Here is a 21,216-nt window from a genome sequence, read left to right as displayed (position 1 = left end):
AAAGGCGGACGTTTATCCAGTCGATATCTAGCCGCGGCCCCGGTGTGCGTCGCATGTGCATTCACCGCCGACGCTGATCTCGACCCACGGCCACGGCAGCACCCGGACCCTGACCATGGCTTTCCGTTCCGGAACGGAAAGCAGCCTGCCGAGCACGACCCACCCGAGGCCGAACGTCCAAACGAGGATGACGAGCAGGAGAAGTGCGCCCACAATGGATTCCCTGTGCCCGCCAGGAGTTGTCCGAGTCGACCCCCTCCGCGCGGCGGGCCTGCGCTACGTCCGAGAGTACCCGCGCGGTGACCGAGCGCTCAATGATTTCGAACCAGGCCTCGACCGGCTCCGCTGGTTCGCGGCCGGCGGGGCTCACAGCCCGGCCAGGTCCTTCGCGCGGGTCAGGACCGCCTCGACCATCGCCGGGGTGAGCTTGCCGGTGAAGGTGTTCTGCTGGCTCACGTGGTAGCAGCCCAGCACGTGCAGCGGCCGCGGTCCCGCGAGCTCCACCTCCACGGCGTGACCGAACCTCGGGCGGGGCACCGGGACCTGCCAGCCGGCCGAGGACAGCACCGGCAGCAGCGCCTGCCAGCCGAACGCGCCGAGCACCACGATCGCGCGCACCGGCAGCAGTTCGAGCTCACGCGCAAGCCACGGGCGGCAGTTGTCGCGTTCGGCGGGGGTCGGCTTGTTCGCCGGCGGCGCGCAGCGGACCGGCGCGGTGACCCGGACGCCGTACAGCTCCAGGCCGTCGCCGATGTGGGTCGACGTTGGCTGGGATGCGAGGCCCACCGCGTGCAACGCGGCATACAGGACATCGCCGGAACGGTCGCCGGTGAACATGCGGCCGGTGCGGTTTGCGCCGTGGGCGGCCGGGGCCAGGCCGACGATCGCGAGCGGTGCGTCGGGCGGGCCGAACCCGGGGACCGGGCGGCCCCAGTACGTCTGGTCGGCGAACGACGCGCGCTTGACCCTGGCCACCTCCTCCCGCCAGGCCACCAGCCGCGGGCACGCGCGGCACTCGGTCACCTGCTGGTCGAGCGAGGCCAGGTCGGACACACCCCGATTCTGCTTGGCACCCGAGTGAGCCCGGCACGTAGGGTGCGGATCATGGCGACGTCAGACGAGGCATCCGGGTCCACCACCGAGGAAAGGCCGGCCGAGCCGACCGACGACCTCGTCACCAGCTCGCACTCGCTCACCGTCAAACGCCGCAAGCTGAACTACACCGCCACCGCCGGGCGCATCGTGCTGCGCAAGGAGATCGTCACCGACGGCAAGTTCGACGGGTACCTGCCCAAGGCCGAGGTGTTCCTCACCGCGTACACCCTGGACGGCGCCGACCCGGCCAAGCGCCCGGTCACCTTCGCGTTCAACGGCGGCCCCGGCTCGTCCAGCGTCTGGCTGCACCTCGGGCTGCTCGGCCCGCGCCGGGTCGTCTCCGGTGACGTTGGCGACCTCGCGGCGCCGCCGTACGGGCTGGTCGACAACACCGAGACGCTCCTGCAGCACAGCGACCTCGTGTTCATCGACCCGGTCTCCACCGGCTACTCGCGCGCGGTGAAGGGCGAGAAGCCCGGCGACTACCACGGCTTCCAGGGCGACATCGAGTCCGTCGCCGAGGTCATCCGGCTGTGGACGTCCCGCAACGGCCGGTGGATGTCGCCGAAGTTCCTCGCCGGCGAGTCGTACGGGACCATGCGGGCCGGCGGGCTGGCGCATCACCTGCAGAACCGGTACGGCATGTACCTCAACGGGCTGATGCTGATCTCCGCGGTGCTCGACTTCGCGTCGCTCGACTTCTCCGTGGGCAACGACCTGCCGTACGCGCTGTTCCTGCCGACCTACGCGGCGATCGGGCACTACCACGGCCTGCTCGGCGACCGGCCGCTCGAGGAGGTGCTGTCCGAGGCGGAGGAGTTCGCCTCGCGCGACTACCCGTGGGCGCTCGCGCAGGGCAGCCGTCTGTCCACTGAGGAACGAGCGGCGACGGTGGCGAGGATCGCGGCGCTCACCGGGCTGTCGGAGGACTACGTCGACCGGGTCGACCTGCGCGTCGAGCACGGCCGGTTCTTCGCGGAGCTGTTGCGGCACAAGCGTTTGGTGGTCGGCCGGCTCGACTCGCGGTTCACCGGCTGGGCGCCGGACTACGGCCGCGAGCTCATGGACGCCGACCCGTCGATATCGGCGGTGATGGGCTCGTACACGGCGGCGCTGAACCACTACCTGCGCGCCGAGCTGGACTACCCGAACGACCTGCCGTACGAGGTGATCGGTGACGGCGTGATCGACTCGTGGTCCTACAAGGAGTTCGAGAACGCCCACGTGACGGTCACGGACAAGCTCGCGTCCGCGATGCGTGCGAACCAGCACCTGAAGGTGCACGTGGCCTTCGGCTACCTCGACGGCGCGACCCCGTACTTCGCCTCCGAGCACGTGCTGGCGCATCTGAACATTCCGGAGGAACTGCGCGAAAACGTCTCGAGCGCCTATTACGAGGCGGGCCACATGATGTACGTGCACGAGCCGTCGCGAATCCAGCAGTCGAAGGACCTGGCCGATTTCATCGCGGACGCCTCCAACCGCTGACCCGGCGCGGCACGTGGAACACCGGCTTCCGGAAATGGCAGGCATGGCCCTCGGCTACCCGGCTGAGGGCCGTTGCGGTATCCGGGTCTTCGGTGAGCTACTCCGCGGGACGTCGCGGCTCCGGTAGGGACGCGGCGAACTGGAGGGCCTCGTGTCGCTGGTCTCCCACGTCCCGCCACTCGCCGGTGTTGGCGTCGAAAACGGAGTAGGTCCACCGGCAGTCGTCGTTCACGTAGCCGGAGAGGGTGCCGTGCGCAGGGGTGCCGGACATGTCCGTACCTCCTTCGTGACCTGCAAGTACACCCCTATGGTGCTACCCGGAGGCCCGCCACCGCGAGTAATGTCACCCGCACGGAGTGTTCCGAACGGTAGGAGGTAACCATGCGTGGCTGCGGGTGCGGATGCACGAACTGTTCGGGGCCCGGCTGCGGCTGCTGCGGGGGCTGCAAGTAGGTACCTGAGCACCGGCACACATCGCGTCGCGAGCGGGTACGGGGCGGCCTCCGCGCCTCGTCGGGTCCGAGCGACGAGGGCGATACCGCCCGCGGTTGGACCAAGGCCGGCTGACCCCGGTGCGCATTGTCCACGGTGACTGTCCACGGTGACTGTCCACAGTGTGCACAAGGGAGTGCCCCGGGCCGGCCGGCCCGGGGCGCTCCTGTCAGGGATGGAAACTAGTGTGCGTACCGGCCGCCCTGCGTGACGGCCGCCCAAGCGTCCACGGATCCGTTGCCGTAGAAGCCGTTGTACTCCAGACCACCCTCACACGTCGCGGTGAAGGTGTCGTCGCGACCCTCGTCGAGGTAGTCGACGGTCCGCGGCACCGGGCACGGGATCGCGAACGCGGTGCCCTCGAGCACGGCGCGCACCTTGTCCGGCTTCATCGTGACCTTGTTGCCCCGGTACTTGCCGTACTCGCTGACGATCAGCGCGGAGACGCCGGACGCGTGCGGCGAGGCCATCGAGGTGCCCTGCAGGAACTGGTAGTACCCGCAGACCCCGTTGGCCTTGCACGCCTTCTGCACCCCGAACGCCGCACCGTCCGGCGTCACGTTGCCGTCGGCGTCGATGGCGCCCTCGGCGACCCCCACGTTCTTGGGGTACGTCGAGAGGATCTGGTTCTCGTTGGTGCGGAACCACGGCGTGCCGAAGAAGTCGCGGAAGTAGCCGCCCGGCGCGGACACCGACGTCAGCTCGGTGCCGTAGCTCGAGTAGTCGGCCTTCGCCTGCGAGGGACCATAGGCGGAGACGGTGATCGCGTGCGCACCGTCCACCGGCATCGACGTGCAGGTGGCGTTGTCGATCACGCGGTCGTGCGTGCTGCCGGCCGGGAAGTTGGGGCTGCTGGTGTCCGGCTGCGGCGCACCGGTGTCCTCGTGCCCGTTGCCGAGCGACACGATCTGGGTGACACCCTTGCGGTGCGCGTAGTTCATCGCGCGGTTGATCGCGGTGATCACGGTGCGCTGCTGGGCCTGCTGCTCGGCCGTGTCGGCCGGGTTGTCCAGGCAGTTGTAGCGCCACGGGTCGACGAAGAAGGACATGTTCACCACGTCGATGCCCGCGTCACCGGCATAGGTGAGCGCGTCGACGACCGGCTGCAGGAAGAAGAACCCGGAGTCCTGGCCGCCGCGGATGTTCACGATCGACACGTTCGGCGCGACGCCGGAGACGCCGAAGCCGTTGGCGGCCGCGGCGATGGTGCCGGCGACGTGCGTGCCGTGCCCGCCGTCGTCCCAGTTCGCCGGGTCGACGCAGCCACGGAACTCGCACGGTCCGTCGACGACGGCGCCGGTCTCGTCCGTGGGGATGTCATGGGTGAAGTTGCGCGACAGCGCCGCGTCGAAGTTCGGCGCGATGTCCGGGTGGCTGCCGTCCACACCGGTGTCGAGCACGCCGACCTTCACCCGCTTGTCACCCGGCTGGACGGTGCGCGACAGGTTCGAGCGGACCGCGGTGAGGCCCCACAGCTGGCCGTCCAGCGGGTCCATCCCGGCCTTGGGCTTGGCCTTGGCCCGGTCCGCGGCCTTGGCACCCTGCTCCTTGGCCTCCTTCGCCACGCGCTTGTCGGCGCTGCGGTCCGGCGTCTCGCCGATGACCCTGCTGCGGCTGGTCAGCAGCACGGCACCGGAGCCGGCGAGCCGCTGGGTGAAGCCGTTCTCCGGGGCGGTCGCGGTGACCAGCCCCACGGCTGCGTTGCTGCGGACGACCTTGCCGCCCGCGGCCTTGATCGCGGCCTCCGCCTTGCCGACGGCGACGCCGTCCCGGGCGAGCACGCTGTACTCGACCGTCTTGCCGGACAGGTCCGGCTGCGCGGCGGCAACGGGCATCGACACGACCGTTACCGCGGCGAACACCGGTGCGGCCAGCAATGCCAGCATTGTCTTGCGTTTCACGCAGTTCCTCCTCGCTCGACTAACACCGCCCCGACCGCCCTTTGTCAGGGCACGACTGATCTTTCCTCAGCGAAGTGGCACGCGCTGGGATGCCCCCCACCGCGCACGACCAGCTCGGGTTCCTCCTCGGCGCAGATCTCCTGCGCCTTCCAACACCTGGTGCGGAACCGACACCCGGACGGCGGATCGACCGGGCTCGGCACGTCACCCTCCAGGCGGATGACCTGTCGCTGTCCGCGCACGGTGGGATCGGCCACCGGAACCGCCGACAGCAACGCCTGGGTGTAGGGATGCATGGGGTGTGAGTAGATCTGTTCCTCGCTGCCGACCTCGACGATCTTGCCGAGGTACATCACCGCGACGCGGTCGGAAAGGTGGCGCACCACGGACAGGTCGTGCGCGATGAACACATAGGACAGACCGAACTCGGACTGCAGCTCTCCCAACAGGTTCATCACCTGCGCCTGGATCGAGACGTCCAGTGCGGACACCGGCTCGTCGCAGATGATGACGTCCGGGCGCAGGGCCAGCGCGCGGGCGATCCCGATGCGCTGGCGCTGCCCGCCGGAGAACTGGTGGGGGTAGCGGTTGAGGTGCTCCGGGTTGAGCCCGACCACGTCCAGGAGCTCGCGAACCTTGGCCGCCCGTGACCCTTTCGGCGCCACTTCCGGGTGAATTTCAAACGGCTCGCCGATGATGTCGCCCACCGTCATGCGCGGGTTGAGCGACGTGTACGGGTCCTGCAGCACGATCTGGATGCTCCGGCGCAGCTTCCGCAGCTCCGAGCCGCGCATCCGGAAGATGTCCCGTCCCTCGTAGCTCGCGTTGCCGCTGGTGGGCGGCTCGAGGCGCATCAGCACCTGGGCGAGGGTCGACTTGCCGCAGCCGGACTCGCCGACCACCCCGAGCGTCTCGCCCCGGTAGAGGTCGAAGGAGACGCCGTCGACCGCCCGCACCTGGCCGATCGTGTGCTTGAACAGCACGCCGACCCGCACCGGGAAGTGCTTGACCAGGTCGCGGACCTCGAGGATGGGCTCGCGGGCGGGCTCGGCGGGAGCCGGGTCGGGGAGCGTCTGCTCAGACACGCTGCACCAGCTCCTCCGCGAAATGGCACTTGCTCGTCCGGCCGAGCCCGAGGCGGTGGTCCTCTGGCACGTCCACCCGGCAGAGATCCTGCGCCTTCGGACACCTCGGATGGAAGGGGCAACCGGGCGGAATCGAGAGCAAACTCGGCGGCAGGCCCTTGATCGTGTTCAGCTGGGTGCCCTTGAGGTCCAACCGGGGCAGTGACTCCATCAGCGCGGCGGTGTAGGGGTGCCCCGGCATCCGGTAGAGCGACACCGCGTCGGCGTGCTCCACGATCCGGCCCGCGTACATCACCGCGATCCGGTCGGCCACCTCGGCGACCACCCCCAGGTCGTGGGTGATGAGGATCAGCCCCATCCGCCGCTCGGCCTGGATCTCCGCGAGCAGGTCCATGATCTGGGCCTGCACGGTGACGTCGAGCGCGGTGGTCGGCTCGTCGGCGATCAGCACATCGGGGTCCAGCGCCAGCGACATCGCGATCATCGCTCGCTGGCGCATGCCGCCGGAGAACTCGTGCGGGTACTGCCGCACCCGCCGCCTGGCGTTCGGGATCCGCACGATGTCGAGCAGCTCGACCGCCCGAACCCGGGCCTCCTTGCGGGTCATGCCCAGCCGCACCCGCAGCTGCTCCTCGATCTGGAAGCCCACGGTGAACACCGGGTTCAACGCGGACAGCGCGTCCTGGAAGACCATCGCGATGCCCTCGGCGCGGACCTCGGTGCGCCGCTCGGCGGTGGCCGAAAGGAGGTTCTCGCCGCGGAAGCGGACCTGCCCGCCGGTGACCACCGCGGGCGGCGTGTCGAGGATGCCCATGACCGCCTGCGCGGTGACGCTCTTGCCGGACCCGGACTCGCCGAGCACGGCCAGCGTCTCGCCCGCGTCGACGTGATAGGAGACCCCGTTGAGCACGTTGGCCACCCCGTCGCGGGTGTGGAACTCGACGAACAGGTCGTCCACCTCGAGCAACAGCGGTTCGGGCACGGCCCCGGCGCCTCCATCGAAACCCGGACCGAAATCCACGGCTACGTCGGACATCCTCACCTCAGCTTCGGGTCCAGTGCCTCCCGCACCGCGTCGCCCAGCATCACGAAGGCGAGCACGGTCACGGTCAGGAATCCGGCGGGGAACAGCAACATGTGTGGTGCGACCCGCACGTAGTTGCGCGAGTCGGAGATCATCACGCCCCACGACACGGCCGGGTCGCGCAGGCCGATGCCGAGGAACGACAGGGTGGCCTCGGCGCCGATGAACGCGCCGAGCGCGATCGTGGCGTACACCAGCACCGGCGCGAGGCAGTTGGGCAGCAGGTGCTTGAAGATGATCCGGGCCGGCCGAGCACCGAGCGCCCGCGCGGCCTTGACGTAGTCCTGTTGCTTGGCCGCGATGGCCGCGGACCGCATGATCCGCATCGCGACCGGCCAGGACAGCACGCCGAGCGAGAGCACCACCACGCCGACGATCGGCACCGCGCCGGTCACCCCGGCGTTGCGGAACACGCTCAGGATCACGATCGCGCCGAGGATGAACGGCAGGCCGAAGAAGACCTCGCCGAGCCGCGACAGCAGGCCGTCGAGCCAGCCGCCGTAGAACCCGGCGAGGATGCCGAGCACGCCACCGATGAGCACGGTCAGCAGCGCCGCCGCGACCCCGACCAGCAACGACCACCGGGTGCCGTAGACGACCCGCGCGTAGATGTCCCGGCCCTGCAGGTCGTAGCCGAACCAGGCGTCGCCGGAGGGAGTGTCCCTGGACAGCGTCAGGTTCTTCAGGTTCGGGTCGGCCGAGGTGAACAGCGACGGGAAGATCGCGACGACCACCAGCAGGAGGATCACCACGCCGGCGATGACGAACAGCGGCCGGCGGCGCAGGTCGCGCCACGCGTCCGACCAGAGGCTGCGCGACTTGCCCTGCTCGGTCGGCGTGGCGTGTTCCGCACCTTCCACATAGGACTCTGCGGTCCGGGTCGCGGCGCCCGTCACCGCCGCCGTCGGGTCAGTCATAGCGGATCCTCGGGTCGAGTACGGCGTAGAGCAGGTCGACGATCAGGTTCACCACCAGGAAGACGATCACCAGCAGCACGACCACGCCGGTCACCACCACGCCCTCCTTGGACAGGATGCCGTCGTAGACGAGCTGGCCGACGCCGTTGATGCTGAAGATGCCCTCGGTGACGATGGCCCCGCCCATGAGGCCACCGATGTCGGTGCCGAGGAACGTGAGCACCGGGATCACCGAGTTGCGCAGCATGTGCACCCACACGATCCGCCGCTGCGGCTGTCCCTTCGCGAGCGCGGTGCGGATGTAGTCGGAGTGCTTGTTCTCCGCGATCGAGGTCCTGGTCAGCCTCGACACGTAGGCCATGGACAGGCTGCCGAGCACGAAGCCCGGGATGATCAGCTCACCCCAGGTGGCCTCCGACGACACCGTCGGCGTCATGATCTCCCATTGGAAGCCGAGCAGGATCTGGATCACGAAGCCGGTGACGAAGGTCGGGATGGCGATCAGGAACAGCGTCGAGACCAGCACCAGGTTGTCGAGGAAGCCCCGGCCGCGCAGCCCGGTGAGGATGCCGGCGACGAGACCGATGACGGCCTCGATGGCCACCGCCACGAGCGCGAGCCGCACGGACACGGGGTAGCGCAGGCCGATCAGCTCGCCGACGTCGAGACCGGAGAACGTCTCGCCGAAGTCGCCGGTGAGGAGGTTGCCCATGTACTTGAAGTACTGGACGACGATGTTGTCGTTGAGGTTGTACTTGTCGGTCATCGCCGCGATGAACGAGTCCGGGCACGGACGCTCGCCGCACATGCCGGCGAACGGGTTGCCCGGGATCGACCACACGAGCAGGTAGATCAGGAACGTGGTGCCGACGAACACCGGAACCAGCTGGAGCAGGCGGCGCAGGACATACCGGCCCATTTCGCAAACCCCCGGGAGTCACAGGTGACGGCCGGCCCGCAGGGGACATCGCGGGCCGGCCGGTCACCGGTTGTCAGGCGACTACTTGGCCTCGACGTAGGAGAGGTCGAGCTCGCGCTTCGGGGTCAGCCGCACGTTGGTCACCCGGTCGGACCACGCGTAGATGGACGGCGTGTTCCACAGCGGCACGGCGGGCATGTCCTCGGCGATCATCTCCTCCGCCTCGTGGTAGAGCGCGAACGCCTCTTCCTCGGTCGCGGCACTGTCGGCCGTGGCGAGCTTCGCGTCGACCTCGGGGTTGGAGTAGCCGTTGTCGTTGGACGAGCCACCCGTGCGGTACAGCGGGTTGAGGAAGTTCTCCACCAGCGCGTAGTCGGCGAGCCAGCCGGCACGGTAGATCTGGTTCATCTCCCGCGCGTTGATGGCCTCCCGGATCTCGCTGAACGCCGCCACCGGGACGAACGTGCAGTCGACGCCGAGGTTGTTGGTGAGCTGCCCGCAGACCGCCTCGATCCACTCCTTGTGCCCGTTGTCGGAGTTGCTGGTGATCTCGATCGGCCCGGTCCAGCCGGACTCCTCGAACAGCCGTTTGGCCTCCTCCGGGTTGAACTCGCACCACTTGCCGCAGGCGCCGTCCTCCCAGCCGGGCAGCTTCGGCGCGCCGTAGCCGGCGATCGGCTCGCGGTTGCCCTCGAAGATCGCGTCGATGACCTCCTGGCGGTCGATCGCCATGGAGACCGCGTGCCGGAAGTCGACGTTCTGGTACTTCGGGTCGTAGAGCGGGAACGCGAGCGTCTGGTTCGCCAGCACCGGGGCGACATCGGCGCGGCCAGGGAGGTCGGCCTCCCAGACGTTTCCGGCGATCGCCTGCGGCGGCAGGGTGTCCATGAAGTCGATCTTGTTGCCCTTGATCTCGACGTAGGCCGCGTCCGCGTCCACGAAGCGGAACTTCACCTGCCGGATCTTCGGCTTGTCCGCGCCCTTGTAGTCCTCGTAGCGGACGATCTGCAGCTCCTGCTGGGGAACCCGGGCGACGTACTCGAAGCCACCGTTGCCAATCGGGTGCTCCAGGAAGGCCTCCTTGTCCGTGAAGAAGGCGTCCGGCAGCGGCATGTAGGCGGCGTAGCCGGTCTTGATCTTGAAGATCGCGTGCGGCTCGGTGAACTTGATGGTGAACGTCCAGTCGTCCACCACGGTCAGGCCGGACAGCTCCTTCTCCGGCGGCGTCGGCGGCGGCTTCGGGCCGTCGCCGTCCGGGTCGACGGTGAAGACCTTGTCGAAGCCCTCGATCTGGGCGAAGAAGCTGGCGTGCTGCTGACCGTTGGGGCTGTAGGCGGTGTAGTTCCACGCGTCGACGTAGTTCTTCGCCTTCACCGGCGTGCCGTCGTGGAAGGTCCAGTCCTTCTTGAGCGTCACCGTGTACTCGTCCGGCGCGGTCAGCTCGAACGACTCGGCGTTGGCCAGCCGCGGCTCGCCGGACACCGGGTCGTAGTCCATCAGGCCGGTCCACAGCGCGTCGACGATCTTGCCGCCGCCGGTCTCACTGGTATCCCCGGGGACCAGCGGGCGTTCCGGCTCGCTGCCGAAGACGGAGATCTCGGTGTTCTCGTTCTTCTCCGGATCGCCGCCGCCACCCTCCTCGCCCGAGTCGTCGCCACCGCCGCCGCAGCCGCTGACGACGAGGGCGATCGTGAAGGGCATTACCACCACGGCCATCCAGCGCGGTCTACGCATCCCGTCCTCCTCCCAGTCCTTCGCGGGCGCAGGTGCTCCCGGAATGTGAGGCGACGTTAACCGGGTGGATGCGGCAAACCCCCCTTACCGGCGTCACGAAGTCGTCACAATGACGTACTTTTGCCCGATTCGGCGCAGAATCTTTGTCCGGTACCAGCCCGTTTGGCGGCCTCAGCCGAGCGACAGCGCGATGCCGTCGAGAATGTCGTGCTCGCTGACCAGCAACTCCGTGATGCCGGCCGTGTGCGCGAACGTCTCCGCGAGCACCTGGGTGATCAGCACGCCCGCGCCGATGACGTCCACCCGTCCCGGATGGATGGAGCCGATCGCCGCGCGCTCGTCGTGCGTGGCGCCGAGGAGTCGCTGTGCCGTTCGGTCTATCTCCGCGCCGGACAGCCGGGACAGGTGGGTGCGCTCGGCGTCGTAGGCCGGAAGCCCTTGCGCCACAGCGGAAAGCGTGGTGATCGTGCCGGCGACGCCGACCCACGTGCGGGCCTTCTCCACCGGCACCGCGGCGAACGCCTCGGCGAGCACGTCGCCGGCCAATGCGCGGGCGGCGCCGATCTCCTCGTCGGTGGGCGGGTCGGAGCGCAGGCAGCGCTCGGTGATCCGGACGCAGCCGACGTCGACCGAGCGCGCGCCGATGATCTCCGCGCGCACACCGTCCCACGTGCCGACGACCACCTCGGTCGACCCGCCGCCGATGTCGGTGACGACGAACGGGCCGTCCTCGGGCTCGAGATCGCCCACCGCGCCGGTGAAGGACAGCCGGGCCTCCTCGTCGCCGGAGATCACCTCGGCCTCGACCCCGAGCACGGCGCGGGTCATGTCGAAGAACTCGTCGCGGTTGCGCGCGTCGCGGGTGGCGGAGGTGGCGACCATGCGGACGCGCTCGGCGCCCTTGCGCCGGCAGATCATCGTGTAGTCGGCGAGCGCGTCCCGGGTGCGCGCGAGCGCGGCGACGCCGAGGCGCCCGGTCGCGTCGACACCCTCGCCCAGGCGGACGATCCGCATCTCGCGGTGCACGTCGCGGAGGTGGGCGGTGCCGTCGTCGTGCACGGTGACGTCGGCCACCAGGAGGCGGATGGAGTTCGTCCCACAGTCGATCGCGGCAAACCTCGGCATGGCGTCGAGCCTATGCGGTCGCACCGAACGCGGCGTCCCGATCCCGCCAGCGCCGGCCGGCCGGCTCGGCCAGCGTTGGCCGCATGGATCTCAACCTGAAGGACAAGATCGCCGTGATCACCGGCGGCAGCAAGGGAATCGGCCTGGCCACCGCCACGCTGCTGGCCGCGGAGGGGGCGCGGGTGGTGGTCGGCTCGCGAACCACGCCGGTCTTGCCGACGGGCGTGCTCGCCGTGCCCGTCGACCTCTCGGTCGCCGGCGGGCCCGCCTCGCTCGTGGCCGCCGCGGTCGAGGCACACGGCGGGATCGACCTGCTCGTGAACAACGTCGCGCGCAGCGAGCCCGCGCCCTCGATCGGCGCCTTCTCCGACGAGCAGTGGCAACGGATCTTCGACCTGACGTTCTTCGCCGCGGTGCGCACCACGCGCGCCGCGGTGCCGGCGATGCTGGGCCGCGATGGCGCCTCGATCGTGAACGTCAGCTCGCTGAACGCCCGCCTACCAGCGGGGATGATCGCGCCGTACTCGGCGGCGAAGGCGGCGCTGACCAACCTGGGGACGGCGCTCTCGGAGGAGCTGGCGCCGCAGGGCATCCGGGTCAACACGGTGTCGCCCGGCCCGGTGCGGACCCCGATGTGGACCGACCCCGGCGCCTTCGCCTCGGTGATCGCGCCCGGCGTCGCCGTCGACGAGGTGATGAACCGGGTCCTGCCCGAGGCGATGTCGATCACGACCGGCCGGGTCAGCGAACCCGACGAGGTGGCCGGCCTGATCGCGTTCCTGGCCGGCCCGCACGCGGCCAACATCACCGGCGCGGACCTCGTGATCGACGGCGGCATGCTGAAGACCGCCTGACCTCGCGAGTCCAACACTCCGAACCCGCGAGTCCAACACTCCGAACCGGGGGCTCGCGGGTTCGGCGAGCGCCGTCAGCAGGGCGTGGTCGTCGTGGTGGTCGTCGTCTCCGACTCCGAGGACTCCTCGGTCGTGGTGGTGGTCTCCGACGTGGTCTCCGTCGCCGAGGTCTCCTCGGTCGTCGTAGTGGTCGGCTCTTCCGTCGTGGTCGTGGTCTCCGTCGGTTCTTCCGTGGGGTCGCACGGCGTCGTGGTCGTCGTCGTGGTCGTCGTGGTGCCGGTCGGCGTGACGGTCGTGGTCGTGGTCGTCGTCGTGCCCGGCTTCGGGTTGGTGGCCGGCTTGGCGGCCGGTGGCGTCACGACGGGCTTCGGGCCCAGGGCGGCGAGCTGCGCCGGGTTGGGCACCGGCGTCTGCGGGATCACGGTCATGCCCTTGGCGTACGCCTCGGCCCAGATCAGCACCGTGCTGACGTAGGAGTCGGAGTGGTTGTAGCGGAAAACGGCCGTCGCGCGGTCCTTGGCGTCGGCCAGGTCCAGGCCGCCCGAGCACAGGTACTTGCCGGCCGCCACCGTCGCGTCGAACACGTTGTGCGGGCTCGAGAGCCCGTCGTTGTTGCCGTCGGAGACGTACCCGCGCCAGGTGGACGGGATGAACTGCATCGCGCCGACCGCGCGGTCCCAGCGGGCGTCACCGTCGAGCCGGCCGCCGTCGGTGTCCCGGATCGCCGCGAAGCCGCCGCCGTTGAGGACCGGGCCCAGGATGTTGGGGGTCGTGTTGCCGGCGCCGTCGACCCGGCCGCCGCGCGCGTGGTTGGACTCGATCCGGCCGATGCTGGCGAGCAGCGACCAGTGGAGGTGGCAGTTGGGCTGCTCGGCGGCGAGGATCGAGGCGGCGTTGAGGTACGCGTCGTACATCGGGCCGGGGATCATCGTCGGGCCGGTGGGAAGGTCGCCGGGGTCACTGAGCTGGCGCAGCCGGTCGATGTTGTCGGCGCTCGCGAGGACCTCGTCACCGATCTTGTCCTCGTCGCCGACCTCGCCGTTCGCGCTCACCGAGTCGGGGTCGGTCAGGCCGTACAGACCACCGCCGACGCCGCCCGCCGCTTGCGCGGCCGAGGCGGCCTGGATCGGCTCACCGGCCACCGCCGCCGCGACCAGCAACATCGTGCCCGTGGCCGCCGCGGCCTTGCGACGTCGCCGCTTCGCCCGGCGCTCATCATTGCCGGTCGATCTACTGCTCTCCGCCGCACTCACCTGCACCGAGTCCCTTCACTGACCTGAGCGACAACCGACCCACCATCGGATCGCTGTCGGTCGCAGTCCGTACGCCGCCTGCCACCGTCTCACGAACCATCATCACAAGAAAGAGGTCAATGACGAGTCAAGTTGATCCTCTTCGCATGACTGACGGAATTCGCTGTCCCCGGGGTTGCCCTTTCGGGAACATCCGGTGACCTCTTATTCGCAGTTGCCAGATGGCCAGCTGTCGGCCAAACGGAGCAATGTCTCGTCGCCGAACGGGTTCGCGCCCGGACCGGCGGCAAGTGCGTGCGCGACGTGGACGTGCAGGCACTTGACCCGGCCCGGCATCCCGCCGGCGCTGACGCCGGTGCCGAGCGGCTCGATGGCGTCCCGCTCGGCGAGGTAGGAGCGGTGCGCGGCCAGGTACGCGGCCGCGAGGTCCTCGTCGGTCGCGAGGCGTGCGGTCATCTCCTTCATCAGCCCGCTGGCCTCGAGCGTGCTGACCAGCGACGTCAGCCGAGGGCAGGTCAGGTAGTACAGGGTCGGGAACGGCGTGCCGTCATCCAGGCGCGGGCTGGTCTGCACCACCGCCGGGTGGCCGCTCGGGCAGCGGGCGGCGACGGCGCGGACGGCGCGCGGCGGCCGGCCGAGCTGCGCGCCGACCGTCGCCCGGTCGGCGTCGGACACGGGCCCGAGGCTCATTCGCCGGACACCGATTTCCACAGCTCCAGGTACCAGGACTCGTCCAGCACGCGCCGCTCCTCCTCCTCGTCGCCGCCCCGGCCCTGCGCGTCGCCGGGCAGCTCGACCATGTACGGGGTCTCGCCCGGCATCACGTAGCGCAACCGCCGCCGGGCCTCGGCCTCCACCTGGGCCGGGTCCTCGAGCTCGGCCTTGCGCTGTTCGAGGGCCTCGACCTGGTCCCGTAACTCCGCCTGCCGCTGCTCCTGGATCTCGACCTCGTCGCGCTGGGACAGGTAGGTCCGCAGCGGGACGGCCACGGACAGCGCGAGCGCGCACACCACGATCGCGAGCACCGCGGCCCGCCGCGTGGTGGACAGCCCGAACGCGGCGGCCGCGCGGACCGTGCGGCCGCGACCCCGGTCCTGGTCCCGGTCGGGGCTGACCGGCCGGCCGGGGCGACCGTCGCCCGGCCGGGTCCGGCGGGCACCCTGCGGCCGGCGCGTGGAACGGCCGGCGCGGGCATCGGTGGCTCCGGTGTCGCGCCGCCCACGGTCGGACTCGCGGCCGGGCACTTAGGACTCCGGGGTGAACCGGGGGAAGGCCAGGTCGCCGGCGTAGCGGGCGGCGTCGCCGAGGATCTCCTCGATGCGCAGGAGCTGGTTGTACTTGGCGGTGCGCTCACCGCGGGCCGGCGCACCGGACTTGATCTGCCCGACGCCGGTGGCCACGGCGAGGTCGGCGATCGTGGTGTCCTCGGTCTCGCCGGAGCGGTGGCTCATCATGCTGCGGTAGCCGTAGGAGGTCGCGAGCGCGACCGCGTCCAGCGTCTCGGACAGGGTGCCGATCTGGTTGACCTTGACCAGCAGCGCGTTGGCGGCGCGGCGGGCGATGCCTTCCTCGAGCCGGTCCGGGTTGGTGACGAACAGGTCGTCGCCGACCAACTGCACCCGCTCGCCGATCTCGTCGGTGAGCCGCACCCAGCCGTCCCAGTCGTCCTCGGCCAGCGGGTCCTCGATGGACACCATCTGGTAGGAGTCGAGCAGCTCGGCGTAGTAGGCGATCATCTGCTCGGCGCTGCGCTTGCTGCCCTCGAACACGTACGCGCCGTCGGAGAAGAACTCGGTCGCGGCCACGTCCAGCGCGAGCGCGATGTCGCGGCCCAGCGTGTAGCCGGCCTTCTCGATCGCGGTGACGATGAGGTCCAGGGCGTCCCGGTTGCTCGACAGGTTCGGCGCGAAGCCGCCCTCGTCGCCGAGGCCGGTGGCGAGGCCGCGGCCCTTGAGCACCGACTTGAGCGAGTGGTAGACCTCCACGCCCCAGCGCAGCGCCTCGCGGTAGGACTCGGCGCCGATCGGCGCGATCATGAACTCCTGGATGTCCACGTCGGTGTCGGCGTGCGCGCCGCCGTTGAGGATGTTGAGCATCGGCACCGGCAGCACGTGCGCGTTGGGCCCGCCGACGTAGCGGAAGAGCTCGAGCCCGCTGGACTCGGCGCCGGCCTTGGCGACGGCGAGCGAGACGCCGAGGATGGCGTTGGCACCCAGCCGCGACTTGTCCGGCGTGCCGTCGAGGTCGACGAGCTTCTGGTCGACGATCCGCTGGTCGACGGCGTCGGTGCCGGTGAGCTCCGGCCCGATCTCGTCGAGGACCGCGGTGACCGCCTTCTCGACGCCCTTGCCGTTGTAGCGGCCGGTGTCCTTGTCCCGCAGCTCGACGGCCTCGTGCTCGCCGGTCGACGCGCCGGAAGGCACCGCGGCACGGGCCAGCGTGCCGTCGTCCAGGGCGACCTCCACCTCGACGGTGGGGTTACCACGCGAGTCCAGGATCTCGCGTGCGCCAACCTGTTCGATAACCGCCACGATCGTGCTCCTCAACCGGCTTCGGGGACTCTCGGCATTCTCACCAACGAGCGTAGCGGGGCGGATTTGTCGCCTGGTGGAGGCACGCGCGAACGAGGTTATGGAACAGCGCGTCATTGGGTAGCGTTGAACGCAACCATGGCTGAGGACGGGCAGGACACGTTCGAGGCGTTCCGCCGCGCGGAGTCGTTGGTGGCGCAACGCCGGCCCCTTGACGCCCTGGCGGCCCTCGGACCGGTCCTCGACGCCGAGCCGGACTCGTCCAGTGTTCATCTGCTCGCCGGCCGCGCCTACCTCGGCTCGGCTCAGCTGCGCCGCGCGGAGAAGGCTTTCCTGCGGGTGCTCGAGCTCGACCCCACCGACCACTACGCGCGGTTCGCGCTGGGCAAGGCACTGCAACGGCAGAGCCGGCTGACCGAGGCCCAGACCCAGTTCCGCCTGGCCGTGGCGATGCACCCGCTGCCCGAGTACCAGGAAGCCCTCGGCGAGGCGAGCGCCCGCCTGGCCGTGGAGAACGACCGCAACGACCGCCGCTGACCCCCCGGAGACCTCGCGAGTCCATCATATGCGAGCGGCATAGCCCCTGACCTGCCCAGACACCCTTAGCCGGCCGTCTGGGTACGCACCGGGTACACGCCAGTGTCACGGGTGCCGTCCAGGATGGCGCGGATCTTGTCGTGGGAGTGTTCGAACAGATGCCCGTACACCTGCTCGGTGGTGGTGATGATGGACTTGTGGCCCACCATGTCCCGCACGTCCAGGATGCTGGCGCCGCCATCCACCAGCGTGGACACGTAGTGGTGGCGAAGCTGGTGGAACCCGGTGGTGTTGCCGGCCGGCTACGTCGGATGGGGCGACCAGGACGCACGCGGCACGACCTACAGCCAGGCCGCCCGCGCACTGCTCGCCTACCGGCACGCGGGAACCGACGCCGCCCGCGACTTCCTGGATTCGCTGAACAGCACGTCTGACTGAGCAAGGTCACCGGTCCGGCCAGAGTCCGTCTCTGGTCGGACCGATCCACATCGGACGCGGGCTAGTGACCGGTCCGCATGGTCGGCACGTCATCTCTTCGGCGCGTTGTACCAGGTGCGGAGCGTCTTCCCGCAGTCCGAACACCACGTCTTGCAGTTCTCACCGCCCTTGCCGTCACCCTGGTATGACGATCCTTTGTTGCTGTGCGGGCATTTTGTGGACCAACCCTCTTGCTCCATGTCCCGCTGAGCGTCGCGCCGCGCCTTCGCCGGCTTGTCCCGGAACAGCCCCATCAGCGCCAGCCGCGACGGCGCATCCGTACCGGCATCCGGTCGCCCGGTATCCCTGTACCTGGTGGCGCCGGAGTGAGCGTGTCGGGCGCGTCCGGATGACCGGGTGCCGGCAGGGTCAACAGCGCCCGCATAGTCCACACCGGATTGGCGCCGTACCACCAGTACACATGCGTCGGGGTGAACACGTCGGTGTTCTCGTCGGTGGGTATCCGGTAGGCGTGCGCGTGCTGGTCGTCGAACAGCACCACCACGTCCGCGCAGTCGCGCCACTGGTAGACGCCGGCCAACAATTCCGGGCCGTGTCGGTCCATTCGGAACATGTGCCACAGGTAGCAGCGCCTACCGGCGGTCTCTATCAGCGCGTCCCACTCGGTCACGTTTGCCGTGGTGTCCATTCCTCGCCCTGTTCCGCCCGCATGTGGCGCTTGACCTGATCAAACGATCTCGGCGAGACGTGCCCTGTCGACGCGCTCAGCGCGCCGGTCCCGCACCAGCGCGACGGCGCCGATCACCAACAGGACGGCAATGCAGGTGAGTCCGATGGAGATCAGCACGGCTTCCAGGACGGCCATCACGTCACCACCGATCACGAGGTCAACACGAGTTCGCGCTTCGGCTCTGGCGGCTGCCCCACCTTGCGGACGCACCCGGCCGGATCACGGCGCGCGTCCAACTCCGCGATGATCTCGGCAACGATCGCTAGGTGTTCCGCGTGGAGATCCGGGCGCCGCTGTGACTGGGGAACCCACTCGCCGGGGTCCTCGCCCCGCGCCCACGCTGCGGACCGTCGACAGCAGTAGGTCATGCTGTCGGTCCATTCCGCCACGAGGTGACGCTTGACCCGATCGCCGGCCAACTCGGCGGCCCGTTGCTCCAGGCACCACTCGTAGAAGTCGGCCCACTCCTCGTAGGCCGCCGCCCGCTCAACCGGACTCAACCGATCCTCGACATGCCACGACCAGCGACGGAAGTCGTCATCCACCCGGCCGGTCGAATCGTCGACCCGCAGGAACCGCCGGATGTGCGGCCACCGGTTCGGGATCCTCTCGGGGTCGTCCTTTGCTGACCAGGGTGGGCAATCGTCGGTGCACTGTGGCCTTCCCGTGTTCGTGCGGGTTGTCGTGGGGACCGGTGAACGCACGAGCTTTGGGCTGGTCGCTCACCGATGGCTTGTCGTCCTGTACTCAGAACAGGTCACGGGGCGACCGTACGTAGCGGAGCACATGAGCCGCCACGATGTTGCGGAAAGTTGCAGCAACTCGTCCAGGGAGTGCCGCGCGACAAGATCATTTGGCTTCTGCCAGGGTCTCTTAAGATCACTAGGACCGATGGAGCACAACCTATTGACGCAGACGGTTGGGCTGGCGGACTCTGAGGTAGCTGCAACAAGCCGCAACGGCTTTGACAAGGGAGTAGCGATGCGTCTTACGTTCCTCGGCAAGGAATCCGTGCCCGATCAGTCCCCGACCTTGTATGCCACCGACCGTGAATCGTACATCGTGCAGGGATGGATCGTCACCGATCCGGAGATCCTGACCATGATCACGGTGGCGGATGACGAGACGATCGTTGAGGTGCCGCCAAAGCTCATGGTGCACCTGGCAAAGGACGGGCTTGCCGGCGAGGTCATGAACATGATTCCACCCATCGTCCACGTGGCCGACAACGGTAACTACATTGTCCGGGGAAAGAACGTTACCGACCAGGAGGCGCTGAGTCGGATGAGTATTCCTGATCACGAGACCTGCGTGGAGGTTTCCCGGTCAGCCGTTGCCGCTCTTGTTGGGAGCTGAATTTGGACAGTATCACCTACGAAGAACTCACCGACCTCATCAATTCGTTCCAGCGACAAGCGCTTCACCTGGAAATGCGGGACTCCTACGGCACGGCCGCCGAGTTACTGCATCTGGCCAAATGGGAGGCCGGCGAACCGGACGACACCGATTGGCTTCAACCCTGGTTCGACCGGGTACGTGCCGCTACCGAAGCCGGCAAGGTTATCCGGCGAGCACGCATTGTCTCCGAACCTGTCTCCGACTATCAGAAATGGGTACTCAAGGATTCCCACCTATTCGTTGAGGCAGGCGAGGATATCCGCTGGATACCGCGCAGTCGGGTATCCACGGTGGCGCTACCGGGGAACGACTTTTGGCTATTCGACGACCAGGTGGTTATCTTCCTGATCTTCGCGGGTAGCGGGTCGATCGTTGGCCGCCAGAAGGTCACCGATCCTACTATCGTCGAGTTGTGCCGGCACGCGTTCGACGCGGCGTGGGAACTGTCGATTCCCGACGGTGAATACAAACCCGACTAGCCCGGCCAAGCAGGCTCGGGAAGCGCTGGGGATTCGTCTCCGTGAGATCCGCAAGGCCGCAGGTCTCACGGGGCGATCCTTGGCGGTCAGTGTCGGCTGCCACTACACGAAGGTCAGCCGTATAGAGAACGGCAGTCAAGCTCCCTCCGAGGACAACATCAAGGCGTGGTGCCGAGCCTGTAGCGCTGAATCTGAAATTCCCGACCTCATCGCTACGGCTCGCGCCATCGAATCCATGTACGTCGAATGGCGGCGCCACACTCGGGCCGGCATGAAGCGCCTTATGCTGACCCCGGTGCCGCTCTACGAACGGACGACGCTCTTCCGAATCTATGAGCACAGCGCCATACCCGGACTGTTCCAAACTGCCGAATATTCCTCCGTCGTCCTGCGCTACTTCATAGACTTCCTCGACGTCCCCAATGACCTCGACGCGGCGCTTCAAGCGCGCATGGAACGACAGAACATCATCTACTCCGGTAATCGCCGATTCGGTGTTGTCTTGGAAGAAAATGCGATCCGCGTGCAGGTTGGAAGTCCTGAAATTATGGCCGGTCAACTAGACCGCCTTCTCGCCATAATGTCGTTACCGCGAGTTAATCTCGGGATTATCCCCCAGGCTGCACCACGCAGGACATTTACGCAGGTCCCTTTCTGGATCTACGACGAAACAATGGTAGGGGTTGAGACGCCTACGGCCAAGCTGGAGATAGTCCAGCCCAACGAGATCCGCCTATATGTTGAAATGTTCGAACACCTTAGACAATCGGCGGTTTACGGCGGCCAGGCACGAGCTTTGATCACCCGTGCCATAGATAACCTCACAGACGACAGGAGCAACGGTGGCTAACCTCAAAAGGGTCTTGCTGAGGCCCGTAGGTTCAAGCAACCAGATCACTGGACTGGGGGGCATCCGATAATGGCGCTGAGCCTGGATCCACCGCACGAATTTGAGTGATCATTTCTAGCGGTGTAGTTGATCTTCAATCGGATGTGCTCGGTCGTGGGCGCGTGATATCTGCTGGCCTCGCGTCCAGCTTGTTCACTTGGCGTCTCCGGTCGGGCCTTTGCGGGCGGGGTGGTCAGGGTCAGGCTGCCAGGACTGGTGGTGCGCGGTGGGTGGCGGTGAATGCGCCGTGCCAGGCGTGTTGCCAGG

25 protein-coding genes are annotated in these 21,216 nt (G+C 68.3%); 7 read left to right on the top strand and 18 right to left on the bottom strand.

Features of this window, described 5'->3' with window-relative positions:
- Positions 1-27: 27 nt before the first annotated feature.
- A complete protein-coding gene (locus GEV28_RS23620; RefSeq protein ID WP_291414309.1) occupies positions 28-213 on the bottom strand; it encodes a hypothetical protein in 186 nt (61 codons plus the stop codon).
- Positions 214-366: 153 nt separating this feature from the next.
- Positions 367-1,053, bottom strand: a complete 687-nt coding sequence (locus GEV28_RS23615; RefSeq protein WP_291414308.1) for a uracil-DNA glycosylase — start codon at positions 1,051-1,053, stop codon at positions 367-369.
- Between the two features lie 51 nt (positions 1,054-1,104).
- On the opposite strand from GEV28_RS23615, the gene GEV28_RS23610 reads away from it, so the two are divergent.
- Positions 1,105-2,583 carry a peptidase S10 gene (locus tag GEV28_RS23610; protein WP_291414307.1) on the top strand — a complete coding sequence of 493 codons (1,479 nt, stop codon included), beginning with the start codon at positions 1,105-1,107 and terminating at the stop codon, positions 2,581-2,583.
- A gap of 97 nt (positions 2,584-2,680) precedes the next feature.
- Here GEV28_RS23610 and GEV28_RS23605 read toward each other — a convergent pair whose 3' ends face one another.
- The 8 genes from GEV28_RS23605 to GEV28_RS23570 form a co-directional block, all read right to left on the bottom strand.
- Positions 2,681-2,854, bottom strand: coding sequence for a hypothetical protein (locus GEV28_RS23605; protein WP_291414306.1), 174 nt, complete (start codon positions 2,852-2,854; stop codon positions 2,681-2,683).
- A 403-nt stretch (positions 2,855-3,257) separates the two neighbouring features.
- On the bottom strand, positions 3,258-4,961 hold the full coding sequence (locus GEV28_RS23600; RefSeq protein WP_291414327.1) for a S8 family serine peptidase: 1,704 nt from the start codon (positions 4,959-4,961) through the stop codon (positions 3,258-3,260).
- A gap of 59 nt (positions 4,962-5,020) precedes the next feature.
- Positions 5,021-6,061, bottom strand: coding sequence for an ABC transporter ATP-binding protein (locus GEV28_RS23595; RefSeq protein WP_291414305.1), 1,041 nt, complete (start codon positions 6,059-6,061; stop codon positions 5,021-5,023).
- The gene (locus GEV28_RS23590; RefSeq protein ID WP_291414304.1) at positions 6,054-7,043 is read right to left on the bottom strand and encodes an ABC transporter ATP-binding protein; all 990 of its coding nucleotides are present in this window, start codon (positions 7,041-7,043) and stop codon (positions 6,054-6,056) included. Before GEV28_RS23590 ends, GEV28_RS23595 begins: the two co-directional genes overlap by 8 nt.
- A 56-nt stretch (positions 7,044-7,099) precedes the next feature.
- Positions 7,100-8,062 (bottom strand): ABC transporter permease, encoded by a 963-nt coding sequence (locus GEV28_RS23585; RefSeq protein ID WP_291414303.1) that lies wholly within the window; start codon positions 8,060-8,062, stop codon positions 7,100-7,102.
- Positions 8,055-8,981 (bottom strand): ABC transporter permease, encoded by a 927-nt coding sequence (locus GEV28_RS23580; protein WP_291414302.1) that lies wholly within the window; start codon positions 8,979-8,981, stop codon positions 8,055-8,057. The genes GEV28_RS23585 and GEV28_RS23580 overlap by 8 nt, the downstream gene beginning before the upstream one ends.
- An 81-nt stretch (positions 8,982-9,062) precedes the next feature.
- Positions 9,063-10,715, bottom strand: a complete 1,653-nt coding sequence (locus GEV28_RS23575; RefSeq protein ID WP_291414301.1) for an ABC transporter substrate-binding protein — start codon at positions 10,713-10,715, stop codon at positions 9,063-9,065.
- A 171-nt stretch (positions 10,716-10,886) separates the two neighbouring features.
- Complete coding sequence (locus GEV28_RS23570) at positions 10,887-11,840, bottom strand: Ppx/GppA phosphatase family protein (protein WP_291414300.1); 954 nt, start codon at positions 11,838-11,840, stop codon at positions 10,887-10,889.
- An 83-nt stretch (positions 11,841-11,923) separates the two neighbouring features.
- Between GEV28_RS23570 and GEV28_RS23565 the strand changes: the two genes are divergently transcribed.
- Complete coding sequence (locus GEV28_RS23565) at positions 11,924-12,694, top strand: SDR family oxidoreductase (RefSeq protein WP_291414299.1); 771 nt, start codon at positions 11,924-11,926, stop codon at positions 12,692-12,694.
- Between the two features lie 74 nt (positions 12,695-12,768).
- On the opposite strand, the gene GEV28_RS23560 is transcribed toward GEV28_RS23565, so the two are convergent.
- The 4 genes from GEV28_RS23560 to eno form a co-directional block, all read right to left on the bottom strand.
- Complete coding sequence (locus tag GEV28_RS23560) at positions 12,769-13,947, bottom strand: hypothetical protein (protein ID WP_291414298.1); 1,179 nt, start codon at positions 13,945-13,947, stop codon at positions 12,769-12,771.
- A gap of 204 nt (positions 13,948-14,151) precedes the next feature.
- Positions 14,152-14,637 carry a DUF501 domain-containing protein gene (locus tag GEV28_RS23555; protein ID WP_291414297.1) on the bottom strand — a complete coding sequence of 162 codons (486 nt, stop codon included), beginning with the start codon at positions 14,635-14,637 and terminating at the stop codon, positions 14,152-14,154.
- Positions 14,634-15,191, bottom strand: a complete 558-nt coding sequence (locus GEV28_RS23550) for a septum formation initiator family protein (RefSeq protein WP_367115166.1) — start codon at positions 15,189-15,191, stop codon at positions 14,634-14,636. Before GEV28_RS23550 ends, GEV28_RS23555 begins: the two co-directional genes overlap by 4 nt.
- The gene (eno, locus tag GEV28_RS23545) at positions 15,192-16,478 is read right to left on the bottom strand and encodes a phosphopyruvate hydratase (protein WP_291414296.1); all 1,287 of its coding nucleotides are present in this window, start codon (positions 16,476-16,478) and stop codon (positions 15,192-15,194) included.
- 138 nt (positions 16,479-16,616) lie between these two features.
- Here eno and GEV28_RS23540 point away from each other — a divergent pair, with 138 nt between their 5' ends.
- The gene (locus GEV28_RS23540; RefSeq protein WP_291414295.1) at positions 16,617-17,015 is read left to right on the top strand and encodes a tetratricopeptide repeat protein; all 399 of its coding nucleotides are present in this window, start codon (positions 16,617-16,619) and stop codon (positions 17,013-17,015) included.
- Between the two features lie 65 nt (positions 17,016-17,080).
- Here GEV28_RS23540 and GEV28_RS23535 read toward each other — a convergent pair whose 3' ends face one another.
- A complete protein-coding gene (locus GEV28_RS23535; protein ID WP_291414294.1) occupies positions 17,081-17,272 on the bottom strand; it encodes a hypothetical protein in 192 nt (63 codons plus the stop codon).
- Positions 17,273-17,300: 28 nt separating this feature from the next.
- Here GEV28_RS23535 and GEV28_RS23530 point away from each other — a divergent pair, with 28 nt between their 5' ends.
- Positions 17,301-17,453: a hypothetical protein gene (locus tag GEV28_RS23530; RefSeq protein ID WP_291414293.1), complete on the top strand. Its 153-nt coding sequence runs from the start codon at positions 17,301-17,303 to the stop codon at positions 17,451-17,453.
- Between the two features lie 292 nt (positions 17,454-17,745).
- On the opposite strand, the gene GEV28_RS23525 is transcribed toward GEV28_RS23530, so the two are convergent.
- The 3 genes from GEV28_RS23525 to GEV28_RS23515 are packed head-to-tail and all read right to left on the bottom strand — an operon-like array spanning position 17,746 to position 18,683.
- Positions 17,746-18,123, bottom strand: a complete 378-nt coding sequence (locus tag GEV28_RS23525; protein ID WP_291414292.1) for a hypothetical protein — start codon at positions 18,121-18,123, stop codon at positions 17,746-17,748.
- 57 nt (positions 18,124-18,180) lie between these two features.
- A complete protein-coding gene (locus tag GEV28_RS23520; RefSeq protein ID WP_291414291.1) occupies positions 18,181-18,318 on the bottom strand; it encodes a hypothetical protein in 138 nt (45 codons plus the stop codon).
- 14 nt (positions 18,319-18,332) lie between these two features.
- Positions 18,333-18,683 (bottom strand): hypothetical protein, encoded by a 351-nt coding sequence (locus GEV28_RS23515; protein WP_291414290.1) that lies wholly within the window; start codon positions 18,681-18,683, stop codon positions 18,333-18,335.
- A gap of 391 nt (positions 18,684-19,074) precedes the next feature.
- On the opposite strand from GEV28_RS23515, the gene GEV28_RS23510 reads away from it, so the two are divergent.
- Genes GEV28_RS23510 through GEV28_RS23500 form a run of 3 tightly spaced genes read left to right on the top strand, consistent with a single transcriptional unit; the run spans position 19,075 to position 20,910 of the window.
- A complete protein-coding gene (locus GEV28_RS23510; RefSeq protein ID WP_291414289.1) occupies positions 19,075-19,539 on the top strand; it encodes a hypothetical protein in 465 nt (154 codons plus the stop codon).
- Between the two features lie 2 nt (positions 19,540-19,541).
- The gene (locus GEV28_RS23505) at positions 19,542-20,060 is read left to right on the top strand and encodes a DUF6879 family protein (protein WP_291414288.1); all 519 of its coding nucleotides are present in this window, start codon (positions 19,542-19,544) and stop codon (positions 20,058-20,060) included.
- Entirely contained in the window at positions 20,041-20,910 is an 870-nt protein-coding gene (locus GEV28_RS23500) for a helix-turn-helix transcriptional regulator (RefSeq protein WP_291414287.1), read from the top strand. The genes GEV28_RS23505 and GEV28_RS23500 overlap by 20 nt, the downstream gene beginning before the upstream one ends.
- Positions 20,911-21,216: the final 306 nt, after the last annotated feature.

The organism is Actinophytocola sp. (assembly GCF_009379765.1).
Classification (GTDB): Bacteria; Actinomycetota; Actinomycetes; order Mycobacteriales; family Pseudonocardiaceae; genus Actinophytocola.
The sequence above is the reverse complement of the archived record's forward strand: the minus strand, read 5'-3'. Positions and strand labels throughout refer to the sequence as shown.